Source organism: Streptomyces sp. 5-10 (assembly GCF_014712245.1).
Classification (GTDB): Bacteria; Actinomycetota; Actinomycetes; order Streptomycetales; family Streptomycetaceae; genus Streptomyces; species Streptomyces violaceusniger.
The window spans coordinates 118,292-138,494 of sequence record NZ_JACVYG010000021.1; the positions used below are offsets into that span (position 1 = coordinate 118,292).

At 71.1% G+C, this 20,203-nt stretch carries 20 protein-coding genes and 1 pseudogene; 10 read left to right on the plus strand and 11 right to left on the minus strand.

Annotated elements, in window-relative coordinates; translation table 11 throughout:
- Window positions 1-48 precede the first annotated feature (48 nt).
- On the plus strand, window positions 49-1,194 hold the full coding sequence (locus tag IEJ02_RS23355) for a DMT family transporter (RefSeq protein ID WP_191066646.1): 1,146 nt from the start codon (window positions 49-51) through the stop codon (window positions 1,192-1,194).
- Between the two features lie 17 nt (window positions 1,195-1,211).
- On the opposite strand, the gene IEJ02_RS23360 is transcribed toward IEJ02_RS23355, so the two are convergent.
- Window positions 1,212-2,192 carry an NAD(P)-dependent oxidoreductase gene (locus tag IEJ02_RS23360; protein WP_191066647.1) on the minus strand — a complete coding sequence of 327 codons (981 nt, stop codon included), beginning with the start codon at window positions 2,190-2,192 and terminating at the stop codon, window positions 1,212-1,214.
- A 143-nt stretch (window positions 2,193-2,335) separates the two neighbouring features.
- Here IEJ02_RS23360 and IEJ02_RS23365 point away from each other — a divergent pair, with 143 nt between their 5' ends.
- Both IEJ02_RS23365 and IEJ02_RS23370 read left to right on the plus strand, forming a co-directional pair.
- Window positions 2,336-2,671 (plus strand): winged helix-turn-helix transcriptional regulator, encoded by a 336-nt coding sequence (locus tag IEJ02_RS23365; protein WP_191066648.1) that lies wholly within the window; start codon window positions 2,336-2,338, stop codon window positions 2,669-2,671.
- Between the two features lie 190 nt (window positions 2,672-2,861).
- On the plus strand, window positions 2,862-4,202 hold the full coding sequence (locus tag IEJ02_RS23370) for an MFS transporter (RefSeq protein ID WP_191066649.1): 1,341 nt from the start codon (window positions 2,862-2,864) through the stop codon (window positions 4,200-4,202).
- 24 nt (window positions 4,203-4,226) lie between these two features.
- On the opposite strand, the gene IEJ02_RS23375 is transcribed toward IEJ02_RS23370, so the two are convergent.
- Window positions 4,227-4,694 (minus strand): ATP-binding protein, encoded by a 468-nt coding sequence (locus IEJ02_RS23375; protein ID WP_191066650.1) that lies wholly within the window; start codon window positions 4,692-4,694, stop codon window positions 4,227-4,229.
- Between the two features lie 225 nt (window positions 4,695-4,919).
- Here IEJ02_RS23375 and IEJ02_RS23380 point away from each other — a divergent pair, with 225 nt between their 5' ends.
- The 3 genes from IEJ02_RS23380 to IEJ02_RS23390 are packed head-to-tail and all read left to right on the plus strand — an operon-like array spanning window position 4,920 to window position 6,891.
- The gene (locus IEJ02_RS23380) at window positions 4,920-5,777 is read left to right on the plus strand and encodes a Sco1979 family transcriptional regulator (RefSeq protein WP_191066651.1); all 858 of its coding nucleotides are present in this window, start codon (window positions 4,920-4,922) and stop codon (window positions 5,775-5,777) included.
- A 2-nt stretch (window positions 5,778-5,779) separates the two neighbouring features.
- Window positions 5,780-6,076 carry a DUF397 domain-containing protein gene (locus IEJ02_RS23385; RefSeq protein WP_137981375.1) on the plus strand — a complete coding sequence of 99 codons (297 nt, stop codon included), beginning with the start codon at window positions 5,780-5,782 and terminating at the stop codon, window positions 6,074-6,076.
- Window positions 6,073-6,891, plus strand: a complete 819-nt coding sequence (locus IEJ02_RS23390; protein WP_191066652.1) for an SAM-dependent methyltransferase — start codon at window positions 6,073-6,075, stop codon at window positions 6,889-6,891. Before IEJ02_RS23385 ends, IEJ02_RS23390 begins: the two co-directional genes overlap by 4 nt.
- 116 nt (window positions 6,892-7,007) lie before the next feature.
- Here the strand turns inward: IEJ02_RS23390 and IEJ02_RS23395 are convergent, their stop codons facing one another.
- Window positions 7,008-8,441, minus strand: coding sequence for a sensor histidine kinase (locus IEJ02_RS23395; RefSeq protein ID WP_191066653.1), 1,434 nt, complete (start codon window positions 8,439-8,441; stop codon window positions 7,008-7,010).
- Window positions 8,441-9,145, minus strand: a complete 705-nt coding sequence (locus IEJ02_RS23400) for a response regulator transcription factor (RefSeq protein ID WP_137981373.1) — start codon at window positions 9,143-9,145, stop codon at window positions 8,441-8,443. Before IEJ02_RS23400 ends, IEJ02_RS23395 begins: the two co-directional genes overlap by 1 nt.
- Before the next feature lie 175 nt (window positions 9,146-9,320).
- On the opposite strand from IEJ02_RS23400, the gene IEJ02_RS23405 reads away from it, so the two are divergent.
- Window positions 9,321-10,583 (plus strand): glycosyltransferase family 4 protein, encoded by a 1,263-nt coding sequence (locus tag IEJ02_RS23405; protein WP_191066654.1) that lies wholly within the window; start codon window positions 9,321-9,323, stop codon window positions 10,581-10,583.
- A 106-nt stretch (window positions 10,584-10,689) separates the two neighbouring features.
- Here IEJ02_RS23405 and IEJ02_RS23410 read toward each other — a convergent pair whose 3' ends face one another.
- The 7 genes from IEJ02_RS23410 to IEJ02_RS23440 form a co-directional block, all read right to left on the minus strand.
- The gene (locus IEJ02_RS23410) at window positions 10,690-12,168 is read right to left on the minus strand and encodes an SDR family oxidoreductase (RefSeq protein WP_191066655.1); all 1,479 of its coding nucleotides are present in this window, start codon (window positions 12,166-12,168) and stop codon (window positions 10,690-10,692) included.
- 91 nt (window positions 12,169-12,259) lie between these two features.
- Entirely contained in the window at window positions 12,260-13,366 is a 1,107-nt protein-coding gene (gene pqqE, locus IEJ02_RS23415; RefSeq protein WP_191066656.1) for a pyrroloquinoline quinone biosynthesis protein PqqE, read from the minus strand.
- A 23-nt stretch (window positions 13,367-13,389) separates the two neighbouring features.
- A complete protein-coding gene (gene pqqD, locus IEJ02_RS23420) occupies window positions 13,390-13,674 on the minus strand; it encodes a pyrroloquinoline quinone biosynthesis peptide chaperone PqqD (RefSeq protein WP_191066657.1) in 285 nt (94 codons plus the stop codon).
- Window positions 13,671-14,378: a pyrroloquinoline-quinone synthase PqqC gene (gene pqqC, locus IEJ02_RS23425; protein ID WP_191066658.1), complete on the minus strand. Its 708-nt coding sequence runs from the start codon at window positions 14,376-14,378 to the stop codon at window positions 13,671-13,673. Before pqqC ends, pqqD begins: the two co-directional genes overlap by 4 nt.
- Window positions 14,375-15,274 carry a pyrroloquinoline quinone biosynthesis protein PqqB gene (pqqB, locus tag IEJ02_RS23430; protein WP_191066659.1) on the minus strand — a complete coding sequence of 300 codons (900 nt, stop codon included), beginning with the start codon at window positions 15,272-15,274 and terminating at the stop codon, window positions 14,375-14,377. The genes pqqC and pqqB overlap by 4 nt, the downstream gene beginning before the upstream one ends.
- A gap of 10 nt (window positions 15,275-15,284) precedes the next feature.
- The gene (gene pqqA / locus IEJ02_RS23435; protein ID WP_191066660.1) at window positions 15,285-15,428 is read right to left on the minus strand and encodes a pyrroloquinoline quinone precursor peptide PqqA; all 144 of its coding nucleotides are present in this window, start codon (window positions 15,426-15,428) and stop codon (window positions 15,285-15,287) included.
- Between the two features lie 61 nt (window positions 15,429-15,489).
- Complete coding sequence (locus IEJ02_RS23440; protein ID WP_191066661.1) at window positions 15,490-17,325, minus strand: discoidin domain-containing protein; 1,836 nt, start codon at window positions 17,323-17,325, stop codon at window positions 15,490-15,492.
- Window positions 17,326-17,606: 281 nt separating this feature from the next.
- On the opposite strand from IEJ02_RS23440, the pseudogene IEJ02_RS23445 reads away from it, so the two are divergent.
- From IEJ02_RS23445 to IEJ02_RS23450, 3 genes and pseudogenes are all read left to right on the plus strand, one after another.
- Window positions 17,607-18,827, plus strand: a pseudogene (locus tag IEJ02_RS23445) (glycoside hydrolase family 27 protein); the annotation flags it as partial.
- Between the two features lie 81 nt (window positions 18,828-18,908).
- Entirely contained in the window at window positions 18,909-19,043 is a 135-nt protein-coding gene (locus IEJ02_RS49945) for a hypothetical protein (RefSeq protein WP_263407971.1), read from the plus strand.
- Between the two features lie 11 nt (window positions 19,044-19,054).
- Window positions 19,055-20,137 (plus strand): PQQ-dependent sugar dehydrogenase, encoded by a 1,083-nt coding sequence (locus IEJ02_RS23450; RefSeq protein ID WP_191066663.1) that lies wholly within the window; start codon window positions 19,055-19,057, stop codon window positions 20,135-20,137.
- Window positions 20,138-20,203 lie beyond the last annotated feature (66 nt).

Here is a 20,203-nt window from a genome sequence, read left to right on the forward strand (position 1 = left end):
CAAGGATGAGGGCATGGACGAAGACCGATCGGCCCAGGGGGCCGCGACGTGACCTCCCTCGCGCTGTCTGTGCTGCTGGCCCTGGTCTCGGCGGTCTGCTACGCCGCCGGAGCCATACTCCAGGAGCATGTCGCGGCCACGACGCCGCGCCTCGCGTCCGCTCCGCTGCGGCGCGGGAGTTGGTGGACCGCGGTGACCCTCAACGGGGCGGGCGCGGTCCTCCATGTGATCGCCCTGGCCTACGGACCGCTGAGCGTGGTGCAACCCCTAGGGGCTCTCACGATCGTCTTCGCCCTGCCGATGGCGGCCGTGTTCGTCCGCCGCCGGGTCGGCGCGGCCGGCTGGCGGGGAGCGCTGCTGGCCACCGTGGGCCTCGCCGGGCTGCTCTCGCTGACCGGCTCCTCGCGGGCCCAGGCGCTGGCCGAGCGGGACGGCTTCTGGCTGATCGTGATCACGGTCTCCGTCATCGCCGTGCTGACCGGGGCGGCTCGTCTGATGCGGTCGCCCGGGATCCGCGGTGTGCTGCTGGCGGCGGCCGCGGGGACGGCCTTCGGCGTCTCGTCGGTGGTCACCAAGAACGTGGCCGTGGAGTGGACCTGGGACGCATGGGAGGACGCCCTGCCCGGCCTGGTCACGATCGGGCTGCTGGCCTCGGGCGGGGTGCTGCTGTCCCAGGCGTCGTACCGGGGCGCCGGGCTGGCCTCGCCGCTGGCGACGGCGACCGTGGTCAACCCCGTGGTCGCCACCGCCGTCGGCATCGCGGCGCTGGGCGAGCACTTCCGGCACGGCGCGCCCGGCACGCTGCTCGCGCTGGTGGCGGCTCTCGTCGCGAGCACCGGTCTGGTGATGCTGACGGTGCACAACGCCGAGGCCGAGGCTGAAGCGGAAGCGGCTGCCAAGGACGCCGAGGCCGCGGCCGTCGAGGAGCCGCACGCCCCCGGACACGACGGGCGCGACACCGCCGGTGGAGCCGGTGGGCCGGAGGTTCCCGAGGAGCCCGGCGGACCCGGCCCGCACGCGGTGCCGGCCGGCCCCGACGTGCCCGCCGAGCCCGGTCCCTCGCTCCGGCTCCCCCACCCGATCCCCCGCCAGCCCACCGGCGACGAGGAGCCCGGCCCCCATCTGTCCGACCCGCGCCTGCCCGACCCGCGTCTACCCGACTGCGGCGAGGCCGTCCTGCAGCACCACGCCTGAGCGCTTCGCTGGAAGTGTCACGACGCGTCGTCGGTCGGCTGCGGGACCGTCGTGGCTGGTCGCGCCCACGCGGCGGAGCCGCACATCGACACAGCCCCGCGCCCCTTTGCTTCGGGGCGCACCCGGACCGCACCGTAATTCAGCAGCTCCACCAGTCCCGAGAGGCCCTCATGGCCATGGCCGGCGGCGACCCGGCGGGCCATGAGGTGGCCGATCGGGGCGATCAGTTCGGGGCTGATGCCCTGGTCCCGTGCGGAGCCGGTGAAGTTGCGATACGCGGCCGACTGCATGGCGAGGTTGGAGACCACCCCGGTGGCGTGGTCACCGGAGTCGATCTGCCGCGCGTAGCCGTCCACGGCCCCGGACATGGCGGTCAGCCAGCGCCCCACCCACGGTGCGACATCGGCCGCCGCCACACCGTCCGACCGTACGAGGGCGTAGGCGTGCAGCACACCCGAGAACATCCCGTACATCGCGCTGAGCAGGGCGATGTCGTACAGCGGGGCACGGCCGGGGTCCTCGCCGAGGTGGTGGCTCTCGCCGAAGAGGTCCAGCACCGCCCGGTGGTCCGCGAAGGCGGCGGGCGAGCCGCTGTAGAGGAGGAAGGCGGCGGGTGTCCCGATCATCGGCGGGACGGCCATGATGCCGCCGTCGAGGTACTGGGCACCGTGTCCGGCCACCCACGCGGCCAGCTCGCGGGCCTGCCGCGGAGTGCCGTTGGTGAGGTTGACGACGGTCTTGCCGGACAGGGCGTCCCCGAGGGGGGTCAGCACCTGCCGTGCGGAGTCGTAGTCGAGCAGGCAGACCACCACCAGGGGGCTCGCCGCCACGGCCGCACCGGCCGCGGCGACGGTCAGCGCGCCCTCGGCGGCGAGCGGTTCGGCCTTGGCGGCCGTACGGTTCCACACCGTCGTCCGGTGCCCGGCCCGCAGAAGGGCGCGGGCCAGGGCGGTGCCCATGTCGCCGAGGCCCAGCACCGTCACGGGGGTTTCGCTCATTTCGGTTGCTCCAGGGGTTTCGATACCGCTTGGTCGTAGGGGTCCGGCGCGCCGATCACAGGCTCGTTCCCCGGCGGTAGTGTGGGCAAGTACGCACTAAATGGTGCGTACTTACCTTGAGGTCAGTGGGGGCGGGCGAGGCTTTGGGAAAGCAGCCTTATGTCTGCGGTCTGGACGCGGCCGTGGATGTGATCGACGGAAAGTGGAAAGTCCTGATCATCTGGGCGCTCCATCACCAGCGGTGCCGTTTCGGGGAGCTGCGGCGGCTGGTTCCGGGCGTGACCGAGAAGGTGCTGACGCAGCAGCTCAGGGAGTTGGAGGCGGACGGAATCGTCCACCGGGAGAGCTACGACACGAAGCCGCCGAAGGTGGAGTATTCGCTGACCGAGCTGGGCGACGAGCTGAATACGGCGCTGGGCCCGCTGGGCGCGTGGGGCAAGCGACGGATGGCGGCGCTGGAGGAGGCGGTGCAGGGCTGACTTGCGGGCCGGTGGGGCAGGCCGTACGCCGTCCGGCCGGGGCGGCGCTTCCGGGCCGGTGGGGCGGGCCGTACGCCGTCCGGCCGGGGCGCCGGCTCCGCCCGGGGCACGGCCCCACCGCGGAATCCCTTTTCCAACCGGCCCTCCGCGGGGTAGGGGTGTGAGATCACCCCGCTCACTTGGAGGCCCCGTGACCGACAACGCTCCCCGGAGCCAACCACGCACTCCCTGGCGAGCCGTGTTCGGCGGCTCGATCGGAAATCTCGTCGAGTGGTACGACTGGTTCGTCTACGCCAGTTTCGCCACCTACTTCGCCGCAGCCTTCTTCCCCAAGGGCAACGACACGGCGCAGCTCCTCAACACCGCCGGGATCTTCGCGGTGGGCTTCTTCATGCGTCCCGTGGGCGGCTGGCTGCTGGGCCGGTTCGCCGACCGGCGCGGGCGCAAGGCGGCGCTCACCCTGACGGTGACGCTGATGTCGGCCAGCGCGCTGCTCATCGCCATCGCCCCCACCTATGACCAGGTCGGCTACTTCGGCGCGTTCGTGCTGCTGGTGGCGCGACTGCTGCAGGGCCTGTCGGTGGGTGGTGAGTACGCGGCCAGCGCCACCTATCTCACCGAGGCGTCCCAGCCCGGCGGCCGCGGCTTCGTCTCCAGCTTCCAGTACGTCTCGATGACCATGGGTCAGCTGATCGGCCTCGGGCTGCAGATCCTGCTGCAGCACACCATGTCCGACGACGCGCTGCACTCCTACGGCTGGCGCATTCCGTTCGTCGTCGGCGCCGCGGCCGCGGCCGTGGTCTTCTGGCTGCGGCGCAATCTGCTGGAGACCGAGGTCTACACCGAGGAGGACGCCCACCAGGACCGGGAGCGGGGGACGATCGCCGAGCTGCTGCGCCACCGCAAGGAGGCGGCGCTGGTCATCGCGCTGACCATGGGCGGCACGGTCGCGTACTACACGTACACCACCTATCTCACCAAGTACCTGTCGAACACGGCCGGGATGAGCAAGTCCGACGCCTCTCTGGTGAGCTTCTGCGCCCTGTTCCTGTTCATGCTGTTGCAGCCGCTGGCCGGATCGCTCTCGGACCGGATCGGGCGCCGTCCGCTGCTGATCACCTTCGGTATCGGCTCGATGCTCTGCACCGTCCCGATCATGACCGCGCTCTCGCACGCCGACAGCTTCGCCGGGGCGCTGCTGCTCTCGCTCGCGGCGCTGGTCATCGTCACCGGCTACACCTCGATCAACGCCGTGGTGAAGGCCGAGCTGTTCCCCACCCATGTCCGGGCGCTCGGGGTGGCCCTGCCGTACGCGCTGGCCAACGCGCTGTTCGGCGGCACCGCCGAGTATGTGGCGCTGTGGTTCAAGAAGGGCGGTGTGGAGTCCGGGTACTACTGGTACGTCTCGGCGTGTGCCGCGGTCTCGCTCGTCGTCTACCTCACCATGCGGGAGACCCGCGACGCCGCCCTCTCCCGGGGCCGCGCCGACGACCCGGCCGCTCCGGGGAAGCAGCGGACGACGGCGGTGTGACGGGCCGGGGGGCCGGTCGCGGCGTCAGCGGCCGACGGTCACGCTCATCTGGGCCCAGACCACCCGTCCGCCGTTTGCGCCCGGCCGGTCCCCCCACGCGTCGGCCAGGGCGCGGACCAGCGCGAGTCCGCGTCCGCACTCATCCTCCAGACCGGCCTCCCGCGGCGTGGGGACGGCCGGTCCACCGCCCTGGTCGGCGACCTCGACATAGAGCATCCGCCGCTCATGGGCGCGCAGGACACAGAGGATCTGCTCGCTCCCGGTGTGCACCAGGGCGTTGGTGAACAGCTCGGACATCACCAGTTCGGCGGCCTCGCAGAGATCCTCGGTGAAGCCCCACTCCGGCGCCCGGGACCGCACCCGGTGCCGGGCGACCGCGACCGAGGCGCCTCTGGCGGGCAGCTGGAACCTCTCCTGGCGGAGGGCGGAGTCAACGCTCCCGGAGCTCGGGTGGTGGGCCATCGTCGAGCGCTGACGCAATGCCACGGCCATGTGCCTTCCGTCCGTCCTACCTGTGGGGGCGTGAATGCCGTACGTGAATGCCGCAAGTGCGCGACACAGCAGTCACGTTGGACCGGTCACACCTGTCACTATCGTTGCTGCGAGCATCAGTTGGCAAGGCGCGATCTGCAAAATGCAGAATAGCGAGAGCACTCTGTTGCCCTCACCTCGCTCATGGCACACTGATCCTGACAAGACCGTCCCAGGAGGTACGACGTGGGTGAAGCGCGGTCTGCCCCGACCGTCGGGCAGATGGTCCTCGGCATGCGGCTGAGGGACCTTCGCGAAAAAGCCGGCGTCAGTTACGACCAGGCTGCCAGGGCGCTGCACGTCAACCAGACCACGGTGCGCAGGATGGAGAAGGCCGAAGTCGGCCTGAAACTCCCCTACGTCGAGAAGCTGCTGCAGACCTACGGGGCCGAGCAGCAGGAGATCGACTCCTTCCTCGCCCTCGCCGAGGAGGCCAACCGGCCCGGCTGGTGGCACCGGTTCCGCGATGTGCTGCCGGACTGGTTCAGCCTCTATGTGAGTCTCGAGGGCGCGGCCAGCCGGATCCGCGCCTATGAGCCGCACTTCGTACCCGGACTGCTGCAGACCGAGGACTATGCCCGCACCCTGCTCTCCATCGGCTTCCCGCACGGGTCCGACCGGGAGCTCGAGCGCCGCGTGGCGCTGCGGATGGAGCGCCAGGAGCTGCTCACCCGCCCGGACGCGCCCCATCTGTGGGTCGTGATGGACGAGACGGTGCTCCGTCTGTCCATCGGCGGTCCCGCGGTGATGCGCGCCCAGATCGACCGTCTGATCGAGGCGACACAAAGACCAAATATCACCCTTCAGGTGGTGCCGTTCTCCGCCGGCCCTCACCCGGGCATGGGCGGACCCTTCCAGCTCTTCCGGTTCCAGATCCCGGAACTGCCGGACATCGTCTACGCCGAGGGCCTGACCGGCGCCGGCTATCTCGACCAACGTTCCGATGTGGTCGCCTATCTGGAGGCCCTGGACCGCATGGGCACCCAGGCCACACCGGCGCGGCGGACGGAGGACTTCCTCCGTGGGATTCGCAAGGAGCTCTGACTGTGGATCAGGTACATGTGTACAACGGCATGCCCGCCAAACACCTGGGGACCGAAGGCTGGGCCAAGCCCTGGAGCGGCCCCAACGGCGGTGCGTGCGTCGAGGTCATGAGGCTGCACGACGGGCGGGTGGCCCTGCGTCAGTCGACTGATCCGGACGGCCCCGCCCTGATCTACACCCACCACGAAATCGAGAAGTTCATCCAGGGCGCCAAGGCCGGCGCCGCGGACTTCCTGCTCACACGCCCAGAAAACCTGACCACCTCGGCGGGTACCGCACCGGAACGGAGGGCCGCGTGACCGACAACGGGCTCGCCCCTGACCAGATCGACACCACCAAGCCGCACCCGGCTCGGATGTACGACTTCTACCTCAACGGCAAGGACCACTACGAGGTGGACGCGGAGGCCGCCGGGCGGGTGCTGGAGGTCTATCCGACCGTCCGGCTCAACGCCACCGTCAACCGGGCCTTCATCCACCGCGCCACCCGCTGGCTGGCCCGGGAGGCCGGGGTCCGGCAGTTCCTGGACATAGGCACCGGCATACCCACCGAGCCCAACCTCCACCAGGTGGCCCAGTCGGTCGCCCCGGAGGCCCGGGTGGTCTACACCGACTACGACCCCATCGTGCTGGCCTACGCCCAGGCGCTGCTCGTCGGCACCCCCGAGGGGCGTACGGCCTATGTGCAGTCGGATGTGCGCGATCCCCAGCGGATCATGAGCGCACCCGAGCTGCATGAGACGCTGGACCTGGACCAGCCGGTGGCGATCTCGGTGAACGCGCTCTTCCACTTCATTCCGGAGGAGGACAAGCCGTACGAGATCATCCGCGAGCTGATGGCGCCGCTGGTGCCGGGCAGCTATCTGATGCTGACCCACTCCACGCATGACTTCTCCGAGGAGACCTGGCGGAACGTCATCCAGGTCTACAAGGAGAGCGGGATCTCCTTCACCACCCGCTCGCGGAGCGAGGTCGGGGCCTTCTTCGACGGTCTGGAGCTGGTCGACCCGGGTGTGTCGGAGCCCCACCACTGGAATCCGGACCCCGAGGACCGTCCGGAGGCCATCCGCAGCGCGGACATCAACATGTGGGCGGGAGTGGCCCGCAAGCCGTAACGCCTGCGGGAAGGGGCGGGGAGGGGGAAGTATCGATATGCGGCTCCGCCGCGTGGCCCGCCGGGCCACTCCGTAGCGGCGGCACGCAGGATGGCCGGGGGCTTCGCGGCGTGGTGTTACGGCGCCTCGGTGGCGTCGGCGACCGTGAAGCCCAGTATCGCGCCGCCGCCCGGGCGCGGCCCGGCGAAGACGGTGCCGCCGTGTGCGAGGGCGACCTCGCGCACGATGGCCAGGCCCAGCCCCGAACCGGGCAGGCTGCGAGCGCCGGGCGCGCGGTAGAAGCGGTCGAAGACGCGCTCGCGGTCCTCCTCGGCGATGCCCGGGCCCCGGTCGAGGACCTCCACCCGGCGGCCGCTGATCACCACCTCGACGGGCTCGGTGCCGCTCCGGTCGAACTTGGCGGCGTTCTCCACCAGGTTGGAGACCGCGCGCTGCAGGGTGGCCGGGTGGCCCGTCAGCCGGGTGTCGCCCTCGGCCCGTACGGTGATCTCCCGGCCGGTCCGGCGCCGGGCGAGGGTCACGGCGGTGGTGGCCACCTCCTCCAGCGAGACCTCGGTACGGGGTTCGTCGTCCCGCTGCCCGGCCGCCAGGTCCACCAGCTCGTTGACGAGATCGGTCAGCTCCCGGGTCTCCCCCGCCAGATCCGCCAGCAGATCCTCGCGCGCGGGCCCCGGCAGCTCCTCGAAGCGGCGCAGCAGGGAGATGTTGGTGCGCAGCGAGGTGAGCGGGGTGCGCAGCTCGTGCCCGGCGTCCTGGACCAGCCGCCGCTGGTCGTCCTTGGAGCGCGCGAGCTGTCCGAGCATGCCGTCGAAGGCCCGTCCGAGGCGGCCCACCTCGTCGTCCCCGGCGACCGGCACCGCCACCTCCATCCGGCCGGTGGCGGCCACGCTCTCGGCGACCCGGGTCAGCCGCACCAGCCGCCGGGTGATCCGCCCGGCCAGCCACCAGCCGGCCAGCCCGGCGGCCATGATGACGGCGATCACGAACAGCGCGGTGCGCTTCTGGAGCTCTTGCAGCAGATCCTCGGTGTCGCTGATCTGCTGGGCCACCTGGACCGCGCCGGTGCCGTCGCCCACCGCCACGGTGGCCATCCGGTACTGCTCCCCGCCGATGTCGATCTCGCGCCGTACGACGGTGCCCGGGGTGCGCGAGGCGGCGGTCGTCCGGTCGCCGTCGGCCACCGGCAGCGGGGGCTTGCCCGCGTCGTAGACCGTGCCACGGCCGTTGATCACCTGGACGTCCATCCGGCTGATCCGGCGCAGATCGTCCCGCAGGTCGTACGGGACGGGCACGGCGGACTCCGAGGGGTACTGCCGCAGGATCACCTTCTCGCCGCGGACCTGGCTGCGCAGATCGCGGACGACGTCGTCGAACGCCGACTGCTGGTCCACCCGCACCAGCCCGGCCGCCGCGTCATAGCTGAGCCCGCCGACCAGGAGGGTGACCACGGAGGCGACCGCGGCGAACGAGAGCGCGAAGGTGGTCCGCAGACTGGGCCGCCCCCGGCGGAGGAATGGCAGCGGCCGGCGGAGGAGTGGGAGCCGCACCATCACTCCTCCCGCAGGGTGTAGCCGACCCCGCGCACCGTGTGGATCAGCGGGGCGCGCCCCTCCGGATCGACCTTGCGGCGCAGATAGCCGATGTAGACGGCGAGGTTCTTCGAGCCGGGGCCGAAGTCGTAGCCCCAGATGCGGGCGTAGATGGTGGCGTGGTCCAGGACGATGCCCGCGTTGCGGGCCAGCAGCTCCAGCAGGTCGAATTCGGTGCGGGTCAGCTCCAGCTCCGTACCGCCGCGCCAGACCCTCCGGGCCGAGGAGTCCAGGCGCAGATCGGCGACCTCCAGCACCCCGTCGATGGCGGTGTCCTCCGGCGCGGCCGGTTCGGCGGGGGCGGCGCGGCGCAGCAGCGCGCGCAGCCGGGCGAAGACCTCCTCGACCTCGAAGGGCTTGGCCACATAGTCGTCCGCGCCGGCGTCCAGCCCCTCGATCCGGTCGGCGGTCTCGACCCGCGCGGTGAGCATGAGGATGGGGGTGCGGTCCCCCTCGGCGCGCAGCACCCGGCACACCTGGAGGCCGTCCACGCCCGGCATCATCACGTCCAGTACGACCACGTCCGGGCGCTCGCGGTGGATGGCCGCCAGCGCCTCGATCCCGTCGGGCACGGCGGTGACGCGGTACCCCTCCAGGGTAAGGGCGCGTTCCAGCGCCTGGCGGATGGCACGGTCGTCCTCGGCGAGCAGCACGGTGTTCGTCACACCCCGAGTCTGCCAAGGCCACAGCGGTGCCCACGGCGGGCGGGGGTCCTGAGCGGGGCTTCTTACCCCGCTCTCACCTTCTTCACGCGGTGGGCTTACCGGGCCTCGACAAGGTGTCGACCAGCTTCCGGGGGAAACTCGCCCCGGGGACGCACCCGGCCGGAGAAAATACCGCATGAAGATCGCATTCCTGCTGCACAACGCCTACGGGATCGGCGGAACGATCCGGACGACGATGAACCTCGCGACGGCGCTCGCCGACCGCCACGAGGTCGAGATCGTCTCGATGATGCGGCACCGCGAGACGCCGCGTTTCGCCCTCGACCCGCGGGTGCGGCTGGTCCCCCTGGTGGACACGCGTCCGGAGACCGCGGACGCGAAGGACCCGCTGTCCTTCGAGCCCAGCCGGGACTTTCCGGCCGCCGAGAAGCGGAACCACCAGTACAACCGCCTGATCGACACGCGGGTCGCGGAGTATCTGCGCGGCTGCGACGCCGATGTGATCGTCGGCACCCGGCCGGGCGTGAACGTCTACGTGTCCCGCTTCGCCCCGCGCCGCGCGCTGCGCATCGCCCAGGAGCACCTGCGGTACGAGGCGCACAGCAAGAAGCTGCGGGCGGAGCTGGCCCCGTTCTACCGGACGCTGGACGCCGTGGTCACCACGACGGAGGCGGACGCCGCCGTCTACCGCAAGAAGATGCCGATGCCGGGGGTGCGGACCCTGGCGATACCCAACAGCGTCCCCGAGCCCGACGTCGCCCCCTCCGAGGGCACCGAGCCGGTGATCGCGGCGGCCGGGCGGCTGGTCCGCGGCAAGCGCTTCGACCTGCTGATCGACGCCTTCGCGGAGATCTCGGCGAAGTTCCCGGCCTGGCGGCTGCGGATCTACGGCGGGGGCGCGGAGAAGGACCGGCTCGCGGAGCGGATCGAGCGGCTGGGCCTGTCCGGGAGCGCGGAGCTGATGGGGTCGCGCTCCCCCATCGAGGCGGAGTTCGCCAAGGCGTCGCTGGTCGCGGTGGCCTCGGACGCCGAGTCGTTCGGGATGACGATCGTGGAGGCCATGCGCTGCGGGGTGCCGGTGGTGAGCACCGACTGCCCGCTCGGCCCCGCTGAGATCATCAAGGACGGGGTCACCGGACGGCTCGTCCCCACCGGGGACAAGCACGCGCTGGCGAGCGCCCTGATGGAGCTGATGGGCGACGCGCCGGCCCGGCGCGCGATGGGCGCGGCCGCCCTGGAGAGCTCCCGGGTCTATGACCCGGAGCCGATCGCCCGGCGCTACGACCAGCTCTTCGAGGAGCTGCGCGCGAGCCGGTACGCCCGGCTCTGGGAGCGCTACCGGACCGCCGCCCGCGCCCGCCTGCGGCGGCTGGCCCGCCGCTTCGGCTTCTCCCCCGGCCGCCGCACCCCGGCGGCGGGCCGCAAGGCGAGCGCGTGACCCGACGCCGGACCGCGGTGCCCCGTCGTCACCAGGACGCCGGGGCATAGCCCTACCAGGACGCCGGGGCGGGCGTAGTCCCTACCAGGACGCCGGGGCGTAGTCCCTACCAGGACGTGGGGGCGTAGTCCTTCAGGAAGCAGCCGAAGAGGTCTTCGCCGCGCTCGCCCCGGACGATCGGGTCGTAGACCCGCGCCGCGCCGTCCACCAGGTCGAGGGGGGCGTGGAAGCCCTCGGCCGCCAGCCGCATCTTGTCCGGGTGCGGGCGCTCGTCGGTGATCCATCCGGTGTCGACGCTCGTCATCAGGATGGCGTCGGACTCGAACATCTCCCGTGCGCTGGTGCGGGTCAGCATGTTCAGCGCGGCCTTGGCCATATTGGTGTGCGGATGGCCCGCGCCCTTGTAGCCCCGGCCGAACTTGCCCTCCATCGCGGAGACGTTGACCACGTACTTGCGCCGGGCGGGCGAGGCGGCCATGGCCGGGCGCAACCGGCTCACCAGGATGAACGGCGCCGTCTCATTGCACAGCTGGACCTCGAGCATCTCGACCGGGTCCACCTCGTGGACCCGCTGCACCCAGGTGTTGCTCGGGTCCAGGTCCGGCACCAGCCCGCCCGCGTCGATCGCCGTCCCGGCCTCGATCCGGGCCGGTGAGGCGGAGCCGGGGTTGAGCGCGAGGGCGGTGAGGTCCTGCGGAGTGAGGGCGCCGTCCCGCGGCGCGCGGGGCGTCGGCAGGGCCGCCTGGGCTCCGCTGCCGAAGGCGCCGAGCACCACGGACTCGGGGAGCTCCCCGGCGGGGAGCGGCGCCGACTCGCCCGCTATCAGCTCCGCGTACGCCTGCGGGGTGCGGCGGACGGTCTGGGCGGCGTTGTTGATCAGTATGTCCAGCGGGCCCGCGGCGCTCACCGCGTCGGCCAGCGCGATGACCTGGGCCGGGTCGCGCAGATCGATGCCGACGACCTTGAGCCGGTGCAGCCACTCCCCGCTGTCCGGCATGGCCTTGAAGCGGCGGATGGCGTCGACCGGAAAGCGGGTGGTGATGGTGGTGTGCGCGCCGTCGCGCAGCAGCCGCAGCGCGATATACATGCCGATCTTCGCCCGGCCGCCGGTGAGCAGGGCACGGCGCCCGGTGAGATCGGTACGGGCGTCGCGGCGGGCCCGGTTCTCGGCGGCGCAGTCGCGGCACAGCTGGTGGTAGAAGGCGTCGACCTCGACATACCGGGTCTTGCAGACGTAGCAGGAGCGGGGGCGCTCCAGGATGCCCGCGATCTGAGTGGTGACGGAGCTGGTGAGCGCGCGGCCCAGCGTCTCGTCGTCGATCCGGTCGGCGGCGCCGGTGGCGGTGGCCTCGGTCACCGCCTTGTCGTTCGCGGTCTTCGCGGCCCTCCGCTCCTGGCGCCTGCGCTGCTTCACGCTGCGGTAGATCCCGGAGGTGGCCCGGCGGACCATGATCGCGTCGGGGTGGTCGACCGGCAGCCGGTCGAGTTCCGCGAGGACGCTCAGACAGGTCGCCAGCCGCTCCGGGTCGATGCCCGGCTCCTCGGCCGGGGCACGCTCGGCCCGGCCTTCGTTAGTCACCGTCATCGCCGCTGCCGCTTTCTTGGTTCGCCTGTTCCCCTGGACAACGGCGAAACTTTACGGAAGCGGGGGCGTATGCGCCAAACCGTGCCCGGCCTCACCCTCCGGGCTTGCGGTAGGCGTAGCCGCCGGTCGGCGCCGGGGTGTCCGCTCCGGCCGGGTGCCCGGGGTCGGTCGTCAGCGCGCGGATCACACCGTGGTCCGGGGAGAGCGCGCAGGCCGGGTCGGTGCGGGCGGCGTCGCCGGTCAGGGCGTACGCCTGGCAGCGGCAGCCGCCGAAGTCCTCCGCGCGGCGGGAGCAGGTGCGGCACGGCTCGCGCATCCACTCCTCGCCCCGGTAGCGGTTGAAGGCGCCCGAGTGGTCCCAGATCCACTCCAGGGGGTGGTCGCGGACGGTGGGCGGGTCCAGGTCCGGCAGGCTCGCGGCGGCGGGGCAGGGCAGCACGGTGCCGTCGGGCGCGACGGTCAGCGAGACCGCGCCCCACCCGCCCATGCAGGGCTTGGCGACGCCGTCGAAGTAGTCGGGCACGACCCACACCAGGTCGAGGGCGCCGCCCAGCCGGTCCCGCCACCGCTGAACCGTGTCCCGCGCCCGGGCGAGCTGGTCGCGGGTGGGCAGCAGGGCGTCGCGGTTGCGCAGCGCCCAGCCGTAGAACTGGGTGTTGGCCAGCTCGATCCGGTCGGCGCCCCAGTCCACGCCGCGCTGGATGATGGCGTCGAGCGCGTCGAGGTTGTCACGGTGCAGGACGACGTTGATCCCGAGCGGCAGTCCGGCCGCGCGCACCAGCGCGGCGGCCCGCTCCTTGGCGGCGTACGAGCGGTGTCCGGCGATGCGGTCGGAGGCGGCCGGGTCGGCGTGTTGCAGGGACAGCTGGACACTGCGCAGCCCGGCGGCGGTCAGCGTGGCCAGCCGGGCCCGGTCCAGGCCCACGCCGCTGGTGACGAGCTGGGTGTAGATCCCGGCGGACTCGGCGGCGGTGACGATCTCGGCGAGATCGCCGCGCAACAGCGGTTCCCCGCCGGAGAGATGGGTGTGTACCACGCCCAACTCCCCGGCCTGGCGCATCACCTCCGCCCACTCGGCGGTGGTCAGCTCGCGGGAGCGCCGGACCAGCTCCAGCGGGTTGGAGCAGTAGGGGCAGTGCAGCGGACAGCCGTGGGTGAGCTCGGCGAGCAGGGCCCAGGGGCGGGGCGCGGCGGTCATCGGACCCAGCCTTGTCGCGGCGGTCATCGGACCCAGCCTTGGGTACGCATCCGGTCGAGGAAGGCGGGCACGTCCTCGGCGACGGGCGCGCCGGGGAAGCGGCTCTGGAGTTCCGCCACGATGGCCTCGAGGTCGCGGTCGCCGTCGCACAGCCGCAGGATCTTCGCGGCGCTGCCGCGCAGCACCACCACCCGCTCGGGCAGCACCAGCAGATCGGCGTCCCGCACCCGGTCGTGGCGCAGGCTCACGGCGGGGGACAGCGCGGGCCGCCATCCGGCCGGGGCGGGTGGGGTGCCGGGGCCGGTCATGTGCCCTCCCCCTGGCCGTCCTTGGTGTCGGCGTGGTCGACCGCGTCCAGCAGCGACCACAGCACATCGCATTTGAAGGCGAGCGCCGCCACCGCGCGGTCCTCGTCCTCGGGGGTCCGCGCCCAGGTCAGGACCAGGTCGAGGGCCTCGGTGCTGTCCCGGCGCCCCTGGCCGACCCGGTTGCGGAAGTAGGCCAGCCCCTCGCGCTCGATCCAGGGGTAGTACCGCTCGAAGGCGTCGATCCGGGTGAGCATGATGCCGGGCGCGGACAGCTCGGTGAGCGAGGCGGCGACGGCTTCCAGCGGGTCGCGCAGCCGGCAGAAGTTGACATAGCCGTCGACCGCGAGCCGCACCCCCGGCACCACCTCATCCCCCGACAGCAGCCGGTCCCGGTCCAGCCCCGCGGCCTCGCCGAGCCGCAGCCACCGCTCGATACCGCCCTCGCCGTCGGTGGCGCCGTCGTGGTCCTGGATGCGCCGCAGCCACATCCGGCGCAGCCGTGGGGTGTCGAACTTGGCGGTGATCAGCGCGTCCTTGACCGGGATGTGGCGCTGGTAGTGGAAGCGGTTGAGGATCCAGCGGCGCAGTTCGGCGGGGGTGAGCTCGCCCGCGTGCATCCGTACGTTGAAGGGGTGGCGGTCGTGGTAGCGCTCCTGCGCGACCGCGCGCAACCGCTCCTCGAGCCGGGTCCGTGGGGTGCTCACAGGTCGATCACCATCCCGTCGGCGGCCACCTCGACGCCCAGCCTCGCCAGGCCCGAGTGCTGGGGCGCGGCCGGGTCGTTGAGGGGGTTGGTGTTGTTGAGGTGGGTGTACAGGGCGCGCGCTTCGAGCGCGGCGAGCCGGTGCGCCGTGCCGTCCGGTCCTTCGATCGGCAGATGGCCCATGGCGGTGGCGGTACGCGAGCCGAAGCCGCTGGTGAGGGGCTCGTCATCGGACCAGAAGGTGCCGTCGACGATCACGCAGTCGGCTTCTTCGGCGGCGCGCTGGAAGGCGTCGGGCCAGGCGGCGAGCGCGGGGGCGTAGAGGAGGGAGCGGCCGGTGGCGCGGTCGGTCAGCCGCAGGGCGACCACCCAGGCATCGTCGTCCGGGGCGGCGAGTCCGGCCGCGTAGCGGGGGCGTTTGGCGGAGACGGGGACGGCGCCGACGGCGAGCGGCGAGCCCTCGACGAGCGGCCGGTCCCCGGGGCCGAGGGGGCGCCAGTCCAGCCGGGCGTAGGGGGTGAGGACCTCGCCCAGGTGGAGCCCGGTCAGCAGGGCGTGCCGCACCGGGGCGGTGGCCACGATCTCGATGCCGTCCGCCTCGCGCAGCCGGGCGATGCCGAGGGTGTGGTCGAGCTCGGCGTCGGTGAGGATCACCCCGGCCAGCGGGGTCCGGCGCGGTTCGGGCCCGGGGTGCAGTTCGGGGCAGTCCTCGACCTGGTCGCCGAGGTCGGGGGTGGCGTTGACCAGATACCAGCGGCCCTCGTCGGCCTGGACGGCGAGCGAGGCGTGGCGGCGGCGCCACCCCGGGTGGGCGCGTGCCCCGGAGCATCCGGGGCACGCGCAGTTCCACTGGGGTACGCCGCCACCCGCCGCGGTGCCGAGCACGCGCACGCGCATGGCGGGGAGCTCAGCGGGCGTTCAGCGAGTAGGCGGTGACCTCCAGCGCGGTCTCCACGACCACGTAGTCGGGGGTCTGCCAGGCGGTCTCGCCGGCGTCGTCAAGGGTGCGGTCCGCCGCCTCGGGCGCCGTGCGCGGGGTGGTGTCGTTCATGGCCTCGACCTGCCTTCCATCTGGGTGGGGGATGAAGCAACGGGGCGGGGCGGACGGGCCGTCAGCGGGCGGCCTGGATCCGCGGTGCCCCGCCGTCGGTGGTGGTGCGGCCGCTCCCGGGGTAGGCGGATCCGATGCGCACCTCGTCCAGCAGCAGCTTGCGATAGTGCTTGGTGTCGGTGGACGCGGCCCAGGTGCTGTTCACCGTGAGCCGGACGTAGCGCTTGGTGGTGGCGGGGATGTCGATGAGCCGCACACCGCGGGCGCTGGGCAGCGTTCCGGAGGCGACCGGGCTGCCCCAGTCGCGGCCGTTGGCGGAGACGTGCACCTGGTAGTCGCGGATACGGGCGGACTGCTCGGTGTCGGAGCGGGCGTAGGAGACCGACCACTCCCGCTGGTTCACGGCCAGATAGCGGATGCTCTTGGCGGACCGCAGATCGAAGGTGATCGAGGCGGGCAGGGTGGTGGCGTTGTCCCAGTACGTCTGCGGGTCGCCGTCGAGCACGGCGGAGGCGGAGTGGCCGCTCGCGGAGACACTGGCGCTCGCGGTGAGGGAACCGGGCGGAACGATGCCCTGGCGGCCGTCGGTGCGGACCTCGAGGACGGTGTCGTACGGATCCCAGTCGGTGATGCCGGAGATGGTGATCCGGCCGTCGCCCTGGCGGAAGGTCAGCTTCTTCCCGGTGCGGTAGTCGGTGACGCCGGTCGCCTTGTAGCCGCTGTCCCGCAACGTCAGCGTGGAGCCCGAGGGCCGGGTGAGGACGTGGACGAAGTGGCGGTCGGGGTCGGCCGTGCTCACCGTGGTCACCCCGTGGGCGCCGTCGTTCCAGGCGCCGGGCTGGAGCCCGCCGTAGGAGTAGCCACCGCCCTCGGTGCCGCCCAGCGATCCCCAGATTTTGTCGAGATAGCTCTTGGCGTAGTTGTTGAAGGCTTCCTGCTTGCTGGGGAAGCGCCCGTTCACCTGGGCGGTCTCGGCCATGAGGGATTTGACGGAGGAGCCGGAGTCGCTGATCAGCCGGCCGAGGGTGAGTCCGTAGTCCACCTCCGAGTCGGTGCCGCTGTACCACCAGGCCCCGCTGCTGGGCAGCTTGAAGCAGGCTTCGGTGAGCCGGGGCTGTGGGGTCCAGATGGCCTGGGGGTAGTCATAGGCCGGGGTCATCCCGGTCTTCTGCTCATTGCTGACCGTGTCCATGATCGGCGTGTCTTCGTTGTTGTTGCTCAGCAGCCAGCCGGGGCGGTCGGCGCGGATCTTCTCGTAGAGCCCGTGGTCGATCCAGTAGTCGTTGTCGTTGTCGATCCAGAACCCGGACAGCTTGGGGTACTTCCGCATCACTTCCACGAAGTTGTCGTAGGAGTACTCGCCGAAGCCGTCGCGGGTGGTCAGGTCGACATCGCGTCCCTTGTACGCGGAGTAGGCCGCCGAGTCGAGCCATTCGTGGCCGCCCTCGTCATGCCACTTCGGATCGTCGGTCATGTAGAGCATGACCTTCAGCCCCTGGGCGCTCGCCGCGTCGATCAGCTCGCCGAGGAAGTCCCGCTTGGTGGAGCAGCTTCCGGGGATGGCGGACGGCCAGGCCCGCGCATAGCCCAGACGGCTGTGGAAGGAGGCGAGCACCAGGTAGGAGGCGTGCAGCTTCTTGGCCTCGGCCACCCAGTAGCCGGCGTCCCAGCCGCCGTCGGTGACCGCCTTCTCCCAGGCGGAGCAGTTGGTGTAGCCGGGCGAGGTGCGCATGCCCCAGTGCAGGAAGAGCCCCGCCTGGGACTGGCGCAGCCACTGCTGCCGGGGGTTGGTGACCTCGGCCTGCGCCGGGGTGGGGCTGGTCAGGGCGAGCGTGGCGACGGCCAGCAGCACGGCGGCCAGCCAGGCGCCGAGTCGGCGGCACGATCTGCGGCCCATGGGGGCTCTCCTTCTCGGGGCGTTACGGTCCTGTGCCGTTCCGTTGCAGCGTCACCGGTTGGTGATGTCCGGTCAATAAGCGTGCGCCTAAAATCCTCCGACCTCTTTGGCTGGATACCCGATGTAGGGTGCCGAGAACCACGCCCAACACGCAGGTAGTTGACGGTTATCGGCCGAAAGTCGCTTGCATGGCCGCCTTCTTGGTCCACACCATTCCTTGACTCATCACGCCATACCTCCTACCTTCCGCGATGCACTGTCCGCGCCCAAAGGAGATGATCATGCAGAGATCCACCCGATCGCGCAGACTTCGCTCCTGTCTCGCGGCCGTCACCGCGGCCACCACGGTCGCCGCCGGCGCCCTCACCGTCAGCCTCACCACCGGGGCGCCAAAGGCCGCGGCCCTGGACAACGGCGTGGCCCGAACGCCCCCGATGGGCTTCAACAACTGGAACGCCACGCACTGCGACGCCTCGTTCAATGAATCCATGATCAAGGGTGTCGCCGACGCGTTCGTCTCACTCGGCCTCAAGGACGCCGGCTACACCTACGTCAACATCGACGACTGCTGGGCCGAACCCAGCCGGAACGCGAGCGGCAATCTGGTGCCCAACCGCACCCGCTTCCCGAACGGCATCAAGGCCGTGGCGGACTATGTGCACGCCAAAGGGCTGAAGTTCGGCATCTACACCAGCGCCGGCACCAAGACCTGCAACGCGGCGAACGGCTTCCCGGGCGGGCTGAACCACGAGCAGCAGGACGCCAAGCTGTTCGCCTCCTGGGGCGTGGACTACCTCAAGTACGACAACTGCAACAACCAGGGCGTCGACGCCCAGAAGCGCTACAAGGCCATGCGCGACGCGCTCGCCGCCACCGGCCGCCCGATCGTCTACTCGCTCTGCGAATGGGGCCAGACCACCCCCAAGGTGTGGACCTGGGGCGAGCCGGTCGGCAACTCCTGGCGCACCACCGGCGACATCAGCGACAAGTGGTCCAGCATGATCGACAAGCTGCACATCAACGACGACCTGGCGCAGTACGCCGGCCCCGGCCACTGGAACGACCCCGACATGCTCGAGGTCGGCAACGGCGGGATGACGGCCACCGAGTACCGCACCCACTTCAGCATGTGGGCGATGATGGCGGCGCCGCTGCTGATCGGCAGCGACATCCGCGACGCCTCCGCGACCACCCAGTCGACCCTGAAGAACACCGACATCATCGCGCTCGACCAGGACACCCTGGGCAAGCAGGCCACCATCGTCTCCTCCAGCGGAGGAACGACCGTCTACACCAAGCAGCTGGCCAATGGCGACCGGGCGGTGGCGCTGCTCAACGAGAACTCGTCCAGCAAGACGATCTCGACGACGGCGAGCGCGATCGGCCTCGGCGGCTCGACCTCGTACCGTCTGAAGGACCTGTGGTCGAAGGCCACTTCCACCACCAGCGGCTCGATCAGCGCCTCGGTGCCCGCGCATGGCACGGTCGTCTTCCGGGTGACGCGCGGCTGAACCTGTTGACGCATTAGGAAGCTTTCCTTACTGTCCCTCGATGTGAACAAGGATCAGACAGGAGAATCCTTGATGGAGCGTCCACCGCTCTTACCGCGCACCGCCCTGGCCCTCGCAGCCGCGGCGGCGAGGGCCAGCCTGAACAGCCACGGCCTCCAGACCACGTATCTGCTCACCCGAAACTTCAAGGCGTACAAACTCCAGTAGGAGGACGCGCGATGAAGAGTCACCGGAACACCCTCGTGGCCGCGGCCGCGACCACCGCACTCGCGGCCGGGCTGCTGCTCACCCAGACGGGCGCGGGCAACGCGGCACCGGCGCGGGCCGACTCCGCCCCGTCGGACATCAAGACCGTCTCGTCCGGCTGGAGCATCCCCTGGGGGCTCGGCTGGCTGCCCGACGGCTCGGCGCTGATCACCGAGCGCGATTCCTTCAAGCTGTACAAGCTCACCCAGTCGGGCACCAGGACCCAGGTGGGCACGGTGCCGAACGTGGTGACCACCGGCGGTGAGGGCGGGCTGATGGGCCTCGCCGTCTCCCCGAATTGGAGCACCGACCACTACATCTACCTCATGCACACGGCGTCCGACGGCAACCGGATCGCCCGCATGACGTACGACGGCTCCACCCTGAGCGGCTACAAGGCGATCGTCACCGGAATCAAGAAGAACAAGTACCACAACGGGGGACGCCTCAAGTTCGGCCCGGACGGCTATCTCTACGCCACCACCGGGGAGGCGCAGACCCCCGATCTCGCCCAGGACAAGGACTCCCTCAACGGCAAGATCCTGCGAATGACCACGGACGGCAAACCCGCCCCGGGCAATCCGTTCGGCACCCTCGTCTACTCCTTGGGCCACCGCAATCCGCAGGGCATCACCTGGGATCCGCAGGGCCGGCTGTGGGAGGCCGAGCTCGGCAACAGCAAGTACGACGAGCTCAACCTCATCGAACCGGGCAAGAACTACGGCTGGCCGACCTGCGAGGGCAACTGCTCCACCTCGGGGATGACCAACCCCAAGCGCCAGTGGTCGGTCGGCGAGGCCTCGCCCAGCGGCGTCACCTACGCCGACGGCGCGCTCTACATGGCGGCGCTCAAGGGCGAGCGGCTGTGGCGGATCCCGGTGGACGGCACCAGCGCGGGCACCCCGAAGGCGTACTACACCAGCTCCTACGGGCGGCTGCGCACGGTCGAGACGGTGCCGGGCGAGAACGCGCTGTGGCTGTCCACGACGAACGCCGACAACAACGGCGGGGAGCCGGACGGCGCGGACAAGGTGTTCCAGGTCGAGCTGAAGTAGCCACCGCCCGAGGTGCGTACGGTCGCGCTCCGCGGAGCGCGACCGTACGCGCGCGTCAGGACGCGA